This is a genomic window from Planomonospora sp. ID67723 (genome assembly GCF_015711605.1).
GTDB lineage: Bacteria > Actinomycetota > Actinomycetes > Streptosporangiales > Streptosporangiaceae > Planomonospora_A.
The window spans coordinates 888,860-904,104 of sequence record NZ_JABTEZ010000001.1 but is presented as its reverse complement, the minus strand read 5'-3'; the positions used below and the strand labels follow the sequence as shown (position 1 = coordinate 904,104).

At 70.1% G+C, this 15,245-nt stretch carries 14 protein-coding genes; 6 read left to right on the top strand and 8 right to left on the bottom strand.

Going from position 1 to position 15,245, the window contains the following annotated elements; all coding sequences use genetic code 11:
- Positions 1–2: 2 nt before the first annotated feature.
- From yidC to HS041_RS04190, 5 genes are all read left to right on the top strand, one after another.
- Positions 3–953, top strand: a complete 951-nt coding sequence (yidC, locus tag HS041_RS04210; protein ID WP_196439192.1) for a membrane protein insertase YidC — start codon at positions 3–5, stop codon at positions 951–953.
- 50 nt (positions 954–1,003) lie between these two features.
- The gene (locus HS041_RS04205) at positions 1,004–1,504 is read left to right on the top strand and encodes a Jag family protein (RefSeq protein WP_374058822.1); all 501 of its coding nucleotides are present in this window, start codon (positions 1,004–1,006) and stop codon (positions 1,502–1,504) included.
- Positions 1,505–2,037: 533 nt separating this feature from the next.
- Positions 2,038–2,748 carry a 16S rRNA (guanine(527)-N(7))-methyltransferase RsmG gene (gene rsmG, locus HS041_RS04200; protein WP_196439191.1) on the top strand — a complete coding sequence of 237 codons (711 nt, stop codon included), beginning with the start codon at positions 2,038–2,040 and terminating at the stop codon, positions 2,746–2,748.
- A gap of 355 nt (positions 2,749–3,103) precedes the next feature.
- Entirely contained in the window at positions 3,104–3,970 is an 867-nt protein-coding gene (locus HS041_RS04195) for a ParA family protein (RefSeq protein ID WP_307845165.1), read from the top strand.
- Positions 3,971–4,043: 73 nt separating this feature from the next.
- Positions 4,044–5,030 (top strand): ParB/RepB/Spo0J family partition protein, encoded by a 987-nt coding sequence (locus HS041_RS04190; protein WP_196439190.1) that lies wholly within the window; start codon positions 4,044–4,046, stop codon positions 5,028–5,030.
- A 731-nt stretch (positions 5,031–5,761) separates the two neighbouring features.
- On the opposite strand, the gene HS041_RS04185 is transcribed toward HS041_RS04190, so the two are convergent.
- From HS041_RS04185 to HS041_RS04175, 3 genes are all read right to left on the bottom strand, one after another.
- Entirely contained in the window at positions 5,762–6,814 is a 1,053-nt protein-coding gene (locus tag HS041_RS04185; RefSeq protein ID WP_196439189.1) for a threonine aldolase family protein, read from the bottom strand.
- Positions 6,815–6,948: 134 nt separating this feature from the next.
- Entirely contained in the window at positions 6,949–7,905 is a 957-nt protein-coding gene (locus HS041_RS04180; protein WP_196439188.1) for a D-alanine--D-alanine ligase family protein, read from the bottom strand.
- Positions 7,906–8,089: 184 nt separating this feature from the next.
- Positions 8,090–9,322, bottom strand: coding sequence for an aminotransferase-like domain-containing protein (locus tag HS041_RS04175; RefSeq protein ID WP_230878711.1), 1,233 nt, complete (start codon positions 9,320–9,322; stop codon positions 8,090–8,092).
- Positions 9,323–9,701: 379 nt separating this feature from the next.
- On the opposite strand from HS041_RS04175, the gene HS041_RS04170 reads away from it, so the two are divergent.
- Positions 9,702–10,232: a GNAT family N-acetyltransferase gene (locus HS041_RS04170; protein WP_230878409.1), complete on the top strand. Its 531-nt coding sequence runs from the start codon at positions 9,702–9,704 to the stop codon at positions 10,230–10,232.
- A gap of 213 nt (positions 10,233–10,445) precedes the next feature.
- Here the strand turns inward: HS041_RS04170 and trxA are convergent, their stop codons facing one another.
- From trxA to HS041_RS04145, 5 genes are all read right to left on the bottom strand, one after another.
- Complete coding sequence (gene trxA / locus HS041_RS04165; RefSeq protein ID WP_196439185.1) at positions 10,446–10,769, bottom strand: thioredoxin; 324 nt, start codon at positions 10,767–10,769, stop codon at positions 10,446–10,448.
- 72 nt (positions 10,770–10,841) lie between these two features.
- Positions 10,842–11,777 (bottom strand): thioredoxin-disulfide reductase, encoded by a 936-nt coding sequence (gene trxB / locus HS041_RS04160; RefSeq protein ID WP_196439184.1) that lies wholly within the window; start codon positions 11,775–11,777, stop codon positions 10,842–10,844.
- Between the two features lie 178 nt (positions 11,778–11,955).
- Positions 11,956–12,825, bottom strand: a complete 870-nt coding sequence (locus HS041_RS04155; protein WP_196439183.1) for an anti-sigma factor family protein — start codon at positions 12,823–12,825, stop codon at positions 11,956–11,958.
- Positions 12,815–13,405, bottom strand: coding sequence for an RNA polymerase sigma factor SigM (gene sigM, locus HS041_RS04150; RefSeq protein WP_307845164.1), 591 nt, complete (start codon positions 13,403–13,405; stop codon positions 12,815–12,817). The genes HS041_RS04155 and sigM overlap by 11 nt, the downstream gene beginning before the upstream one ends.
- 182 nt (positions 13,406–13,587) lie before the next feature.
- A complete protein-coding gene (locus tag HS041_RS04145; RefSeq protein WP_196439181.1) occupies positions 13,588–15,105 on the bottom strand; it encodes a protein kinase family protein in 1,518 nt (505 codons plus the stop codon).
- Between the last annotated feature and the right edge of the window lie 140 nt (positions 15,106–15,245).

The following is a 15,245-nucleotide window of genomic DNA, read 5'->3' as shown; positions in this document are numbered from 1 at the left end:
CGGTGGAGCTGTCCTGGCTCAACTGGCTTTACACAGCCGTCGCGCAAGTCATCACCTGGATTCACGAGGGCTACAGCACCTTCATCCCGAGGGACAGCGGCCTCAACTGGGGACTGACCATCATCACGCTCACCGTGCTGATGCGAATCCTGATCTTCCCGCTCTTCCTCAAGCAGATGCGCTCGTCGAAGAAGATGCAGGAGCTCGCGCCCAAGGTTCAGGAGCTGCGCAAGCGCTACAAGAACGACAAGCAGCGCATGAACCAGGAGGTCATGGCGCTGTACCAGGGAGCGGGGGCCAACCCGCTCGGCGGCTGCCTGCCGATCCTGGCCCAGTTCCCGATCTTCATCTCGATGTTCACCGTGCTGCAGGCGATGGCGGCCGGTCAGCCGAAGTTCGGCATGTCGCAGGCTCTGGTGAACGACGCCCGGGCCGCGCACATCTTCGGTGCCCCGCTTCCGTCGACGTTCTTCTGGGACTCGGCCGATGTCATCAAACTGGGCGCCGACCCGGTCCTCGCCAAGATCGTTCTCGCCATCTTCGTGGCGGTCAGCTCGCTGACCACCTTCCTCACCGTCCGGCAGAGCGTGACCCGCTCGATGGCGCAGATGCCGGACAACCCGATGGCGCAGCAGCAGAAGATCCTGATGTACATCTCGCCGCTGTTCGCGATCTTCTCGCTCAACTTCCCCCTCGGCCTGATCCTCTACTGGGTCACCACCAACCTGTGGACGCTCGGGCAGCAGCACTGGTTCTACAGCCGCCACCCGGCGCCGGTGATCGACGCCAAGGGCAACGTGGTCACCCCCGCTCCCAAGCCCGGTCTGCTGAGCAAGGTCAGGAAGACCGCTCCGGAGCCCGAGGCCCCGCCCGCGCCGCCGGCGCCCAAGGTCACCCGTAACCAGCCGACCCGCCAGCCGCGCAGCAAGCGGACAGGTGGAAAGAAGTCCTAGCGGGTGCCGCCCGACAGACCCATCCCGACAGCACGAAGGAGTGGCTGGACGTGACCGAGGCCCAGCAGGAGACCGCGAGCAAGGCGGCTCCCGATCTCGCAGCCCTGGAGCAGGAGGGTGAGATCGCCGCCGACTACCTCGAAGGTCTGCTCGACATCGCCGACATCGACGGCGACATCGACATGGACGTCGAGGGCGACCGCGCCGTCGTGTCGGTCGTGGACATCAAGGGCGGCGACCTGGTGGGCGCCAACGGCGAGGTCCTCGAGGCGCTCCAGGAGCTCACCCGGCTCGCGGTCCACCGCCAGACGGGCGAGCGCTCCCGCCTCATGCTCGACATCGGCGGCTACCGCGACCGTCGCCGTGCCGAGCTCAAGGAACTCGGCACGAAGGTGGCCGCCGACGTCAAGCGCTCCGGTGAGCCGAAGGCGCTGCGGCCGATGACCCCCTTCGAGCGCAAGATCGTGCATGACGCCGTGGCGGCGGCGGGGCTGCGGAGCGAGTCCGAGGGCGAGGAGCCCCGCCGTTTCGTGGTGGTCCTCCCCGCGTAGCGGCGCCGTACGTCACAGGGCCGCCGCCCCCGGAGATCCGGGGGCGGCGGCTTTTTTTGCGGCCCTTCGTGTCCACGGCCCTTCGTGTCGCCCACAGCCTTTCGTGTGCACAGCTTTTCCTGTCCACAATCTTTCCTGTCCCCAGCCTGTAGCCGACGGAGCCGGCCGGTCGCCGGATGACATCGGCCGGCTCGATGTGCCATCCGGTGTGAAACAAGAGGTTCCGGCCACCCGATCACCTGCCGCATCGGGGTTTCCGCCGCACGGACGTAAGCGCCGGGCCGATCCGGGTCTCACCGCACCCGGACCCCGGGCGCCGCACGTCCCCGCCCGCCCTGTGGCGTCGGTCACGTCGCGCCCTCCGTACGGCCCCGCATCCTCCGGGACCGCTCTTGCCCCGCACCCGGCGCGGATATCCGCTTGCCAGTTCGAGCGCTGGACTTCAGGTACGCTCGCGGTTTGGTAGCGCCTGTCGGCGACGGCCCGCGCCTCAGGGGCCGGCCTGCGGATTCCAAGGAAAGAGTGATCATCCAGTGAGCGACCAGTTGCCCGAGCCTCCCGAGGTTGCCCGCGAGGTGTTCACCGGTGACGCCTGGGCCAGGGCGGAGGCGTTCGCGGAGCTGCTGGCCGGTCCCGGGGTGGTGCGCGGGCTGCTCGGTCCCCGCGAGGTCCCCCGGATCTGGGATCGCCACCTCCTCAACTGCGCGGTGGTCGCCGATGCGGTTCCGGCCGAGGTCCGGCTGGTGGACATCGGTTCCGGCGCCGGGCTGCCCGGCCTCGTGCTGGCGATCGTCCGGCCCGACGTCTCCGTCACGCTCCTGGAGCCGCTGCTGCGCCGGACGGTGTTCCTGGAGGAGTGCGTGGAGGCCCTGAAGCTCGACAACGTCGAAGTGCTGCGCGGCCGGGCCGAGGAGTTCGGCGGCAGGCGAGAGTTCGACGTCGTCTCCGCGCGGGCGGTGGCGCCGCTCGACCGGTTGCTGAAATGGTCCCTGCCGTTGCTGTGCGAGAACGGACAGCTGCTGGCGATGAAGGGGGAGCGCGCGGCGGAGGAGCTGGCGGAGGCCGAGACGCAATTGCGCTCCAGTGGAGTGCGGAGCGCCGAACTTGTCTCGGTCGGGCACGGTAAGGTCGAGCCGCCTGCAACTCTCATCCGGGTGGTCGCCGGTCGGGCCCCCGGAGGAGAACGGCAGGCCTCTCGCCGGAAGGTCCGCGCTTCACGTCCGAAGCGAGGACGAGGCGAGTAGCCGGATCGAGCAAAGCGAGTAGAGGCCAGTGGATGACCGTGAAAGCGCGATCGTCACCATGACGGGCGGTCTCGGCTGGCCCGAAGCCCCCCTCTCCCGGCGGATCGGAGGATCTTCCGGTCTGGGCTGGCCGGTACCGGCGATCCCCGTCGTACGGCCGGCCGGGGGAGTGCGGGCGGAGCCCGGGAGACCGGAGCCGGCGAGGCCGGGCACAGTGAAGCCGGACGCAGTGAGGCCGGAGGCGGTGAGGCCGATCCAGGCCGGATCGGCCGGGCCGGCCGGAAGGACGACGACCGTGACTCAGACCCCCCTTAACCCCGGCGATTCGCCGCTGGTACGAGAGGCACTCAGTTCAGTGGTTTCACGTGAAACATCGGCCCAGACGACCGCGGTCCCCTCCGGCGGTGTCCCGGGGACCCGGGACGGCGACTGGCCGCGGCCGCCGAAGACCCGGATCTTCACCGTCGCCAACCAGAAGGGCGGGGTGGGGAAGACCACCACGTCGGTGAACCTCGCCGCGGCGCTGTCCATGCACGGGCAGCGCGTCCTGGTGGTGGACCTCGACCCGCAGGGCAACGCCTCCACCGCGCTCTCCATCGAGCACCGCGGCGACGTGCCGGACATGTACAAGGTCCTGGTGGAGGACGTGCCCCTCATCGAGGTGGTGAAGGAGGTCCCGGACATGCCGGGGCTCTACTGCGCCCCGGCCACCATCGACCTGGCCGGTGCCGAGATCGAGCTGGTCTCGATGGTGGCCCGTGAGTCCCGGCTCCAGCGTGCGCTGGCCGCCTACGACGCCATCGAGTTCGACTACATCCTCATCGACTGCCCGCCCTCGCTCGGCCTGCTGACCGTCAACGCGCTGATGGCCGCGAACGAGTTGTTGATCCCCATCCAGTGCGAGTACTACGCGCTGGAGGGCCTCGGCCAGCTGCTCCGCAACGTGGAGCTGGTGAAGGCCCACCTGAACCCCACGCTGGACCTGTCCACGATCCTGCTGACGATGTACGACGGCCGCACCCGGCTCGCCTCCCAGGTGGCCGAGGAGGTCCGGTCCCACTTCAGCGACCGGGTCCTGAACACGCTGATCCCGCGGAGCGTGCGCGTCTCCGAGGCGCCGAGTTATGGCCAGTCGGTCATGACCTACGATCCGGGTTCCAGCGGCGCGATGGCCTACATGGACGCCGCCCGCGAGATCGCCTACCGCGGCGCGGCGGTGTGAGCCGTGTGGACGCGATAGCCGGGATGGTCGTGCACACTACTGGGGTCGGAACAGTGGAAGCGGGGGAGGGACAGTGAGTAAGCAGCCCAGAGGGCTGGGCAGAGGGCTGGGCGCGCTCATCCCCACGGCTCCGCCGCCCGCCGAGTCCCCGGCGCCGGGGACGGGCACGACGATGGTCGCGTCGAGCCCGGCAGTCCCGCAGGATCGCAACGGCGCTTCCGAAACGGAGCTGAAGCCGGTCGACGGTGCGTATTTCGCCGAGATCCCGGTCAAGAACATCGCTCCGAACCCGCAGCAGCCTCGGAAGAACTTCACGGAGGAGGCTCTCCGGGAACTGTCCGCCTCGATCAGGGAGGTCGGTCTCCTCCAGCCGGTCGTGGTGCGTCCGGTGGGCGAGGAGCGCTACGAGCTCATCATGGGGGAACGCCGCTGGCGGGCCTCCCAACTCGCCGAGCTCGACGTGATTCCCGCCATCGTGCGCGAGACCAAGGAGGACAAGCTCCTTCTCGACGCCCTGATCGAGAACCTCCAGCGGGAGCAGCTCAACGCCCTGGAGGAGGCCGCCGCCTACAAGCAGCTCCTGGACGACTTCGGGGCGACCCACGAGCAGCTCGCCGCCCGGGTGGGCCGCTCCCGCTCGCACGTGACGAACACGATCCTGCTCCTCACCCTTCCACCCAAGATCCAGCTGAAGGTGGCGGCGGGGACGATCAGTGCGGGCCACGCACGGGCGTTGCGGACGATGAAGGATCCGGTCGCGCAGGAGCGTCTCGCCAACCGGATCGTGGCCGAGCTGCTCTCGGTCCGCGCGGTCGAGGAGATCGTGGCCGTGGGGGACGTCTCGGCCGCTCCCGCGTCCGCGCCTCGCGCGCCCCGGGCGAAGCCCGCCGAGGATCCGTCCCTGCGCCGGCTGGCGGATCGGCTCTCCGACCACTTCGAGACCCGGGTGAAGGTCGACTTCGGCCGGCGCAAGGGCCGCATCGTGGTGGAATTCGCGACCATCGACGACCTTGAGCGGATCATCTCGACGATGTCCCCGGAGGCTCTGCGCCCGGAGTGACGAGTCTCCGCCTCACGCCGGAGGTCGCAACGGCCGTCATGTTTCACGTGAAACATGACGGCCGTTCTCATGCCGCCGCCCTGACCGCCCGCTCGGGAAGGTCGGGCCGGAGACGCCTGCGGGACAGCCGAGGGAGACCGCAGGGAAGAGAAGCCGCGGGCGGCACTCTCATGGACGCGGGCGGGAAAGCCGAGGACAGGAGCGCGGCTCGTAAGCGGTGACGGAGCGTCGGCTCCGTCCGGCATGGTGGGGCGCCTTCACTGTTTCACGTGAAACAGCGCCGTCGTCGGTCCGGTGAGTGGACGACCGCTGTGCGATGGTGCCGGGGGAGGTGCGGTACGGCGGCCGCCATACCGGTCGTGGAAAGCGGCCGCAGGGCGCGACAGGCGGGCGTCGGCCCTCTTCGTTCGGCGGCTCCCTCCGCTGTTTCACGTGAAACAACGTCGCTCGACGGTCTCGGCACACCTCCACCCCCGTGTCGCAGCGGCCCGCATGGGAACGGGAAGACGCGCCTCACCGGCCGTTGAAGGTCACAGGAGGACGGGAGCGCAGAGGTGTCGGTCCTCCCTCGTCGAGGGTGCGCCTTCGCTGTTTCACGTGAAACGGCGCCCTTCGGGGTCTCGCTACCCGCCTGGCCGTTCATCCCGCGGCGGCGCCACGACCGGCACGGCGGTCGCCGTACCGGTCGTGGAAGGCGGCTTTCGGAACGAGAACGGAGGGTGCGGGGCCGTTCAGGTGGAGGAGCCGACCACCGCGCGGATGTCGGCGACGAAGGTGTCGACCTGCTCGGGAGTGGTGTCGAAGGCCGTCACCCAGCGGACCACGCTTTCGGTGGCGTCCCACATGTGGAAGAGGTAGCGCTGCTGGAGCTCGGCGATCGCCTTCTCGGGGAGGGCGGGGAAGACCGCGTTGGACTGGACGGGATAGCGGAACGAGACGCCGGGCAGGTCGCGCACCCCGTCAGCGAGGCGGTGGGCCATCGCATTGGCGTGGGCCGCGTTCTCGCGCCAGAGGCCGTCGGCGAGGAGCGCGGTCAACTGGGCGGAGACGTAGCGCATCTTGGAGGCGAGCTGCATGCCCTGCTTCCGGAGGAAGAGCGCCGGGGCGTCCAGCTCGGGGTTGAGGACGACGAGCGCCTCGGCGCCCATGGCGCCGTTCTTGGTGCCGCCGAAGCTGAGCACGTCCACGCCGGCGTCGGTGGTGAGGGCGCGCATCGAGCAGCCGAGCTCGGCCGCGGCGTTGGCCAGGCGGGCACCGTCCATGTGCAGGAAGAGCCCCCGGCTGTGGACGAACTCCGCCAGCTCCGTGATTTCGGCGGCGGTGTAGACGGTGCCGCACTCGGTCACCTGCGAGATGGACACGACCCGCGGCTGGGCGTACTGCGTGTTGCCGAGGACGGAGAGGTGGCCGAGGACGTCGTCGACCGTGACCTTCCCGTCGTCCGTGGGGAGCGGTACGAGCTTGGCGCCGAGCACCCGTTCGGCCGCCCCGCACTCGTGGGTGTTGATGTGGGCGGTGGCCGGGCAGAGGACGGAGTCGTAGGGGCGCAGGACCAGTCCCAGGCCCACCACGTTGGCCCCGGTGCCGTTGAACATCGCGTAGGCCGTCGCCCGGGCGCCGAACTCGGCGCGGAAGGCCTCCTCCATCGCCTCCGTCCAGGGGTCCGTGCCGTAGGCGGGAGCGTCCCCGGCGTTGGCGTCGACGACGGCCGCCAGGACCTTGGGGTGCACGCCGGCGTGGTTGTCGCTGGCGAAGCTCTTGGGAAACGCAGTGGTGGTCAGCACAGGGCCAGCGTAGGACGGCGGGCGGTCGTGAGCCTCGGCCGGGTGCCTCGCCGTACGGACGGCCGCCGCCGTCGGCGGGCGCCTTCCACGCGGGCGGACCGTCGCTCGCGGGCGCCCGCCGTACGGCGGAGCGGTCAGGCGGCGCCGCGGGCGACGGCCTGCTCCAGCAGGACGCGGCAGAGGGAGCCCAGGTCCTCCCCGGCGGCCTCGGCGGCCATCGGGAGCAGCGAGGTCTCGGTCATGCCGGGGGCGACGTTGACCTCCAGGAAGTGGGGGAGGCCGTCCGCGTCGACGATGAGGTCGGTACGGGAGATGTCACACAGGCCGAGGGCCGTGTGCGCGGTCACCGCCATCTCGGCGCAGGCGGCCGCCGCCTCGCCGGAGAGGCGGGCGGGCGCGAAGAACTCCGTCCGGCCGGCGGTGTAGCGGGCCGCGTAGTCGTAGACGCCGTCGTCGGGGACGATCTCCACGGGAGGAAGGGCCACCGGGCCCTCGCCGAGGTCGACGACGGAGACGGCGACCTCCACGCCCTCGATGTAGCGCTCGACCAGCGCGGTGTCGCCGTAGGCGAAGCAGCCCACCATGGCGGAGGGGAGCTCCTCGGCGGTGCGGACGATCGAGGCGCCGAGGGCCGAGCCGCCGTGGGACGGCTTGACGAACAGCGGCAGGCCGAGCCGCTCCACGATGCGGGACAGCACGGCGGAGGCGCCGAGGTCGTGGAAGGTCTCCTTGGGGAGGGTCACCGACTCGGGGGTGCGCACGCCGACGGAGCGGACCACCGTCTTGGCGGTGGGCTTGTCGAAGGCGATCCGGCAGGCGTCGGAGCCGGCCCCCACGTAGGGGACGGAGAGCAGGTCCAGCACCGAGCGGATGGCGCCGTCCTCCCCCGCTCCGCCGTGCAGCGTCACGAAGACGGCACTCGGCCGCTCGGCCAGGATCCACGGGACGAGAGAGGCGTCGGTGTCGCGGGTCTCGACGGAGACGCCGGCCCCGCGCAGCACCTCGCTCACCCGGCGGCCCGAGCGCAGGGACACCTCGCGCTCGTAGGACAGCCCGCCGGCCAGAACGAGCACGTGGCCCAGATCACTCATCCGAATACCTCCTAGAGCCCGCGCCGGGCCTGTCGAGTCGTTCTCCCGATGACCGGGGTGATCGCGCGATGGCGATGCCGGAAGTCACCGTACGGCACTCCGCCGCGAGCGGCCACGAACGCTCACGGGGCGCCGTGCCGTACCGGAACCGTGCGGGGTTTCCGGTACGGCGCGGCGGAGGGCCTCAGGCGAGGTCGGGGCCCGGAGTGTCGACCCCGATGTGGTCGGGGTAGGTGCCGGTGCCGAAGGTGTCGCGCAACTGCAGCTCCTGCTCGATGACGCCGGCCAGGCGGCGGATCCCCTCACGGATGCGGTCGGGCTCCGGGTAGCAGAAGGACAGACGCATGTGGCGGGCGCCGCTGCCGTCGGCGAAGAACCCCGAGCCGGGGACGAACGCCACCCGCTCGGCGACGGCCCGGGGCAGGAGCGCCTTGGAGTCCAGGCCCTCGGGGAGGGTCGCCCAGACGAAGAACCCGCCGCGCGGGTGCGTCCAGGTGCAGCCGGCGGGCATCAGCGCCTCCAGCGAGGAGAGCATGGTGTCCCGGCGCTCGCGGTAGAGCTCGCGGAAGGTCTTGATCTGCTCCCGCCAGGGCTGGGTGGCCAGGTACTCGCCAACGGCGAGCTGGGTGAAGGAGGAGTGCGACAGGACCGCCGACTCCATCGCCAGCACCAGCTTGTCGCGTACGGCGTGCGGGGCCAGAGCCCAGCCGACCCGGAAGCCGGGGGCCAGGGTCTTGGAGAACGAGCCGAGATAGACCACCCCGTCGGGGTTGTCGGCGCGCAGCGCCCGCATGGGCTCGCCGTCGAAGCCGAGCAAGCCGTAGGGGTTGTCCTCGACGATCAGCACGCCCGCGCGCTGGCAGATCTCCAGCACCTGCTGCCTGCGCTCGGCGTTCAGCGTGACCCCGGTGGGGTTCTGGAAGGTGGGGATCGTGTAGAGGAACTTGATCCGGTTGCCCGCGGTCTGCAGGGCGTAGATGGTCTGCGCCAGGGACTCGGGGATGATCCCCTCGTCGTCCATCGCGACGTGCACGACCTTGGCCTGGTAGGCCGAGAAGGTGCCGAGCGCGCCCACGTAGGACGGGCCCTCGGCGAGGACGACGTCGCCGGGGTCGATGAAGATGCGGGTGATCAGGTCGAGGGCCTGCTGCGAACCGACCGTCACCACGACGTCGTCGGCGTTGCCCTCGATGCCCTCCATGCGCATGACGTCGCAGATCTGCTCGCGCAGGTGCGGGTCGCCCTGGCCGGAGCCGTACTGGAGCGCGACCGGGCCGCGGCGGGCCACCAGGTCGGCGACGAGCTCTCCCACCACGTCGAGGGGGAGGGCGGTGACGTACGGCATGCCGCCTGCCAGCGAGACCACCTCGGGCCTCGACGCGACGGCGAAGAGAGCTCGGACCTCGGAGGCGACCATCCCGGCAGCTCGTGCGGCGTACCGGTCGACGTAGGCATCGATGCGCGACCCGTGGGCCGCGATGGTCCGACCGTGGTCCGACTCGTTGGACACGGTCCACCTCCTCGGTGGTATGGAGCACCGCTGTGCTCTCCATCTAGGTGAACAAGGGTACGTCAGCGGCTTCGGGAGCCCGCCTGCGGGACGGCAGACCCCTGAAACGGCGCCCCTCGCTGGGCTACGATGCCAGGTGGAGACTCGGTTTTCGCGCGTATTTCGAACTCGTCTCGCCAGGATTGGGGCCAAATAGGTGTCGCGTCGTCTGGTTAACGTCACTCTCGACAATCTTGACGACCTGCCGCGCCGTTGCCGCCGGTGTATTTTCTGGGAGCTCGATCCGATGAGCGGGGAGCGTGCGGTCGAGGCGGGCGATCCGGAGCTGGAGAAGGAAGCCTGGATCTCGGCGACCCTGCTGGAGTGGGGGAGCTGCGGGAAGATCGCGTACGTGGACGGCGTGGCGGCCGGATTCGTGCTCTACGCCCCCCCGCTCTACGTGCCGCGTTCGGTGGCCTTCCCGACCTCGCCGGTGAGCGCCGACGCCGTGCTGCTGATGACCGCGCACATCATCCCGGAGTTCTCCGGCGGCGGGCTCGGCCGGATGCTGGTCCAGGGCGTGGCCAAGGACCTCACCCGGCGCGGAGTGCGGGCGATCGAGGCGTTCGGCGACCTGAAGTGGGAGCAGGTGGGGGCGTGCGTGATGCCCGCCGAGTACCTCCTCTCCGTGGGCTTCAAGACGGTCCGGCCGCATCTGCGCTTCCCGCGCCTCCGCCTGGAGCTGAAGAACGCCGTCTCGTGGCGTGAGGACGTCGAGGTAGCGCTGGAGAGGCTGCTCGGCTCCATGAGCCCGGAACGGGCGCTGCGCCCCGTCTGAGACCGCCTGGAGGCGTCCCAGGGCGTCCGGTGCCTCCCGCGGCGGCAGGCGGCCCAGAAAGAAGGGCACCGGAACACGCGAAAGCCCCCTGCCGTGGGGCGAGGGGGCTTCCACTGGGTGGGTGTGCCGCTCGGAAGCGGGTGGTACGGCCGGAAACCGCCGTGGGGTGCGGCCGGCCGCAGGGGGCCCGCCCAGGGACCCCTCACGAGGTCCCTAGATGATGCCCTCGAGCTCGCGAAGCAGCATGGCCTTCGGCTTGGCGCCGATGATCTGCTTCACAACCTCTCCGTTCTTATAGACGTTCAGGGTCGGGATCTGGAGTACGCCGTACTTCTGGGCGATCGCCTGATTCTCGTCGACGTTGAGCTTGACGATCTCCAGCTTCTCGGCCTGCTCGCTGGCGATCTCCTCCAGGATCGGCGCGACCTGGCGGCACGGGCCGCACCACTCGGCCCAGAAGTCGACGAGCACGGGCTTGTCGCTCTTGAGCACGTCGCTCTCGAAACTCGCCTCTGTCACGTTCTTGATGGCGCCCACGGTGGTTACTCCTTCTTTCCCGGTCGTGCGGTGAGGTCGGGGGGTGAGGTCGTGCGGTGAGGTCGGGCGGGGTCAGTCGTCGGCGTGCTCGGCCAGCCAGCGCTCGGCGTCCAGCGACGCGGCGCAGCCGGTGCCCGCGGCGGTGATCGCCTGGCGGTAGGTGTGGTCGACCACGTCCCCGGCGGCGAAGACGCCGTCCAGGTTGGTGCGGGTGGAGGGGGCGTCCACCTTGATGTAGCCCTCCTCGTCCAGCTCGACCTGGCCCTTGACCAGCTCCGTGCGCGGGTCGTGGCCGATCGCGATGAACAGGCCGGTGACCGGCAGCTCGCTCTCCTCGCCCGTCTTGAGGTTGCGCAGCCGTACGCCGGCGACCTTCTCCTCGCCCAGGACGTCGACGACCTCGCTGTCCCAGACGAAGCGGATCTTCTCGTTGGCGAACGCGCGGTCCTGCATGATCTTGCTGGCGCGCAGCTCGTCCCGGCGGTGCACGACGGTCACCGAGTTGGCGAACCGGGTCAGGAAGGTGGCCTCCTCCATGGCGGTGTCGCCGCCGCCGACGACCACGATGTCCTGGCCGCGGAAGAAGAAGCCGTCACAGGTGGCGCACCAGGAGACGCCGCGTCCGGACAGGCGCTGCTCGTTGGGCACGCCCAGCTGCCGGTAGCCGGAACCGGTGGCCAGGATGACGGCCTTGGCGTAGAAGGTGCCGGTGGCGGTCTTGACGACCTTGGGGGTGGCGCTGAGGTCGACCTCGACCACGTCGTCCGCGACCAGCTCGGCGCCGAACCGCTCGGCCTGCTTGCGCAGCCCGTCCATGAGGTCGGGGCCCATGATGCCGTCGGGGAAGCCGGGGAAGTTCTCCACCTCGGTGGTGTTCATCAGCGCGCCGCCGGCCGTGACCGACCCCTCGAAGACCAGCGGGTTGAGGTCGGCACGCGCGGAGTACACAGCCGACGTGTAACCGGCGGGACCCGATCCGATGATGATCACATTCCGGACGTCCATCACGCGTTGCGCCTTTCCCTCTGTCGTTGCCAGTCGCGTCAACAGATCCTAGGCGTCGGTGATTCCCTCCGGTGATTCCCCCAGGAAACGGTGGGCCCGGCACGGACGGATCCGTGCCGGGCCCACCTGGATTCTCCGGTTTCAAGGCGCGGGCCGCCCGATCGCGCGGCCCGGGGAACTCCTACTTCCAGCGGGCGAAGGCGGGCCTGCGCACCTCGTCGCACTCCGGGCCCACCACGTGCACGAGCACCTGGTTCTTGGGCTGGTTGTGCCAGAAGAGCATGACGTTGGCCTCCTGGCCGTTGTAGAAGCCCTGGTCGACCGCGAAGGGAGCCCTCCCCACCTGGGCGGTGAGCCGGCGCACACACTGCTCGATCTTGGAGGTCTCCGTGGTGCCCGTGGCGGCCATCGGGCCGATGTAGTCGAGCATCGAGCCGCGCAGCTCCTGGTCGGTGTAGTTCCAGTTGCTCGTGGTCAGCTGGTACTTCGGGCTCTTGGCCTGACTGGGCAGAGCGATCACCGGGTTCTTGCTCGGCCCGGAGGCGGAGAGCATGCCGGTCATCGTCACCGTCGCGCCGATCACCGCCGCCGCCACTCCCGCCGCCGCGGCGGGCAGCGCCCACCGGCGCCGGGCCGCGGCCCTGCGCCGCCTGGCCGGGGTCACCGGGACCACGGTGCCGTCGTCGCCGACGACCCCCAGTCGCGTGACCGGCTCCGGCTCGGGCAGAGCAGCGGGCTCAGCCTTCTCCCATGGCGCGTCGCGCATGATGTCGTCCCAGGCCGGTGCTTCCACCAGGCCTACTCCACCTCCACGGAAGTTCTCGGCCTCGGCGGCCAGTGCACGGTCGATGCGGAGCGCGACTCCCATCGGCATCGCCGGAGTGGGGGTCGCCGAGAGCACCTCACGGACCGCTGCGAGATCGGCAAGGCTCTCGCCACAGGGATCGCAGATCGCGAGATGTTCGCGAACCTGCAGAGCCGTGGCGGCGTCGAGGAGACCCTCGGCCAGTTCGGCCAGGACCTCCAGGTCGTAGTGCGTATCACCCGTCACGAAGTTCTGCTCCCTTCGCCGATGAGACGCGAGACAGGTCGGATCGGTTCCGCAGATGCGAAAGAATTGGGACAAGTTTGGCGCGGCCGCGCGCGCAACGACTCTTCACGGTTCCGCTGGGAACCTGCAGGACATGGGCCGCATCCTCGACGGAGTAACCCATCATGTCCACGAGCACCAGGGCGGCTCGCTGGTCGGCGGGGAGCAGCTTGAGCGCGGACGAGACCTCCATGGAGACCTCGCGCTCGGACGTCTGGTCGGGCACCGGAGTGTCGCGCTCGGCGGCCTCGATCAGCTCGTCGTCGGCGACGGGGCGCGCCGACTTCCTGCGCATGCGGTCCAGGCAGGCGTTGACCACGATGCGGTGCAGCCACGTGGTGACCGCGGCCTCGCCGCGGAAGCTCTCGGCCTTGCGATATGCGGACACGAAGGCGTCCTGTACGGCGTCCGCCGCCTCGTCGGGATCGCCCAGCGTGCGCAGGGCGACCGCCCACATGCGGTCTCGGTGACGCTTGACTATTTCACTGAAGGCGTGCGGATCCCCGGCGATGTGCCGGGTCAGCAGATCGGCGTCGGACACGACGGCCCGCGCTGCCTGCTGATCCGCCGCTGGCGGGGTCTCAGGTGGAGAATTCACAAGGAGAGTCCTGCTATGCCGTCCGGGGAGAACACCACTACGTGATAGATGGTGCCACGAAATCTCCGATGATCGGCAAGGAGTCGGGTAAACCAGACCAAATCACGCCGATATCGCACCATCCGTCACTTGGCCGCGAGCACCTCCACCTCGTTCACCTGGCCGCGGAACTTTCCCTGGTAGGTGGGAAGCTCGGTGAACCAGATCAGGACGTAGCGCCCCTCCTTGGGGGACTTCACGGTGAAGGTCTTCTTACCGCCCACATCGGAGGTCTTCTCGACCACGTCGAGGTCGTCCAGGTCCTTGGAGTCGCCCACCCGCAGTTCCACCGTGCCGCCGGAGGTGCCGCCGAAGTCGGCCACCACCTCCTTGACCGGCACGCTCTCCTTCAGGTCGAGCAGGAGGCCGACCCCGGTCTTCAACCGGCCGAAGTCCGCCGAGCCGTACGACTCGGAGTGCCAGTCGGTGGAGGGCTTGCCGTCCACCGAGTCGGCCGCGCGCTTGCCCTGCTCCTCGTTGTCGCCCAGCGGGTCGAAGCCCGAGGCCGAGACGGACTTCACCTTCTGGGTGGCGGTGGAGGTCGTGGGCGTGGGCTTGACGGTGGCCCCGGCGGTCGGGATCCCGGCGTTGCCGAGATTGCGGCCGAGCGTCCAGGCCCCCAGGCCGACGGCGGCCATCACCAGCAGGACGACCGCGACCATGATCACCTTGCCGAGCATCCCGCCGCCCTCGGAGGGCAGCGGCCGGGGCTGCTGGACGGATGCGTAGGTGGGCGAGGTCGGACGCGGCGGGGGCGCGGTCTCCAGTCCCTCGGAGCGGGAGGCCGCCATCGGGGGAGGGACCACCGCGGGCATGGACATGGGAGTGGGCCGGGGCACCGACTCCAGCGCCTCGGCCACCTCCGCGGGAGTCGTCAGCGGGGTCAGGCCGCGCCGGCTCTCCGGCAGGATCACCCGGCAGGTGATCGTGTCGAGATAGCTGGGGACTCCGGCGGTGACCTGGCGCGGTGTGCAGAAACGCCCGTCGTCCATGGGCGCGACGGGCAGCCCGCCGATCTCCTCGCCCGGCCAGTGGCCGGTCAGCCCGGCGTACAGCAGGCGCCCGAGCCCTTCGGCGTCGGCGCGGGCGGCGTCGTCGACCCGCATGTTGTCGTCGGCCACCCCGGCCAGGACGGCGTCGATCCCCAGACCGAGCAGTTTGACCGTGCCGCCCGAGGTCCACACCAGGTGCTCCGGGGTCAGGCACAGATGGGGGATGCCGGACTCGTGCGCGTGCGCCAGCGCCTCGGCGACCTCGGCGACCAGCGCGGCGGCCCGCTCGGGCTCCAGCGACCCGCCGAGGACCAGGTCGGCCAGGCTCTCCCCGCTCACCCACTCGCTGACCACGTAGGAGCGGCCGTCGTCCTCCGTGGCGTCGAAGACCTGGGTCAGCCGCGGGTCGGTGAGGCGGCTGGCCGCGCGGGCGGCCGTCACGACCTCGTTCACGCGGGGGAAGCCGGGGGCGAAGGTGTGGACGGCGACGGGCCGGGCGAGCACCTCGTCGATGGCCTTCCAGAGCGTGGCCCCGTCGGACTCGTGGACGCGGTCCTCAAGCCGGAAGCGCTCGGCCAGCTTCGTGCCGGGCTCGATCGCGGAGGTGCTCATGACTCCTCCGAAACTGGGAACACGTCAGCTCCTCGCCCCGCGGGCACGTCAGGACGCCTCACACGATGCCGGGTGGATCCGCCCACGCCCTCCTGCTTCCACTAGCCGCATGTCACCACGCGCGTCGCACCATGGTAGTG

What these genes read in the sequence shown, in the direction of transcription:
- HS041_RS04180 (WP_196439188.1), bottom strand. Translation starts at nt 7,905, where the DNA reads ATGAGTGATCTGGGCCACGTGCTCGTTCTGGCCGGCGGGCTGTCCTAC.
- HS041_RS04175 (WP_230878711.1), bottom strand. Translation starts at nt 9,322, where the DNA reads ATGGTCGCCTCCGAGGTCCGAGCTCTCTTCGCCGTCGCGTCGAGGCCC.
- HS041_RS04170 (WP_230878409.1), top strand. Translation starts at nt 9,702, where the DNA reads ATGAGCGGGGAGCGTGCGGTCGAGGCGGGCGATCCGGAGCTGGAGAAG.
- HS041_RS04145 (WP_196439181.1), bottom strand. Translation starts at nt 15,105, where the DNA reads ATGAGCACCTCCGCGATCGAGCCCGGCACGAAGCTGGCCGAGCGCTTC.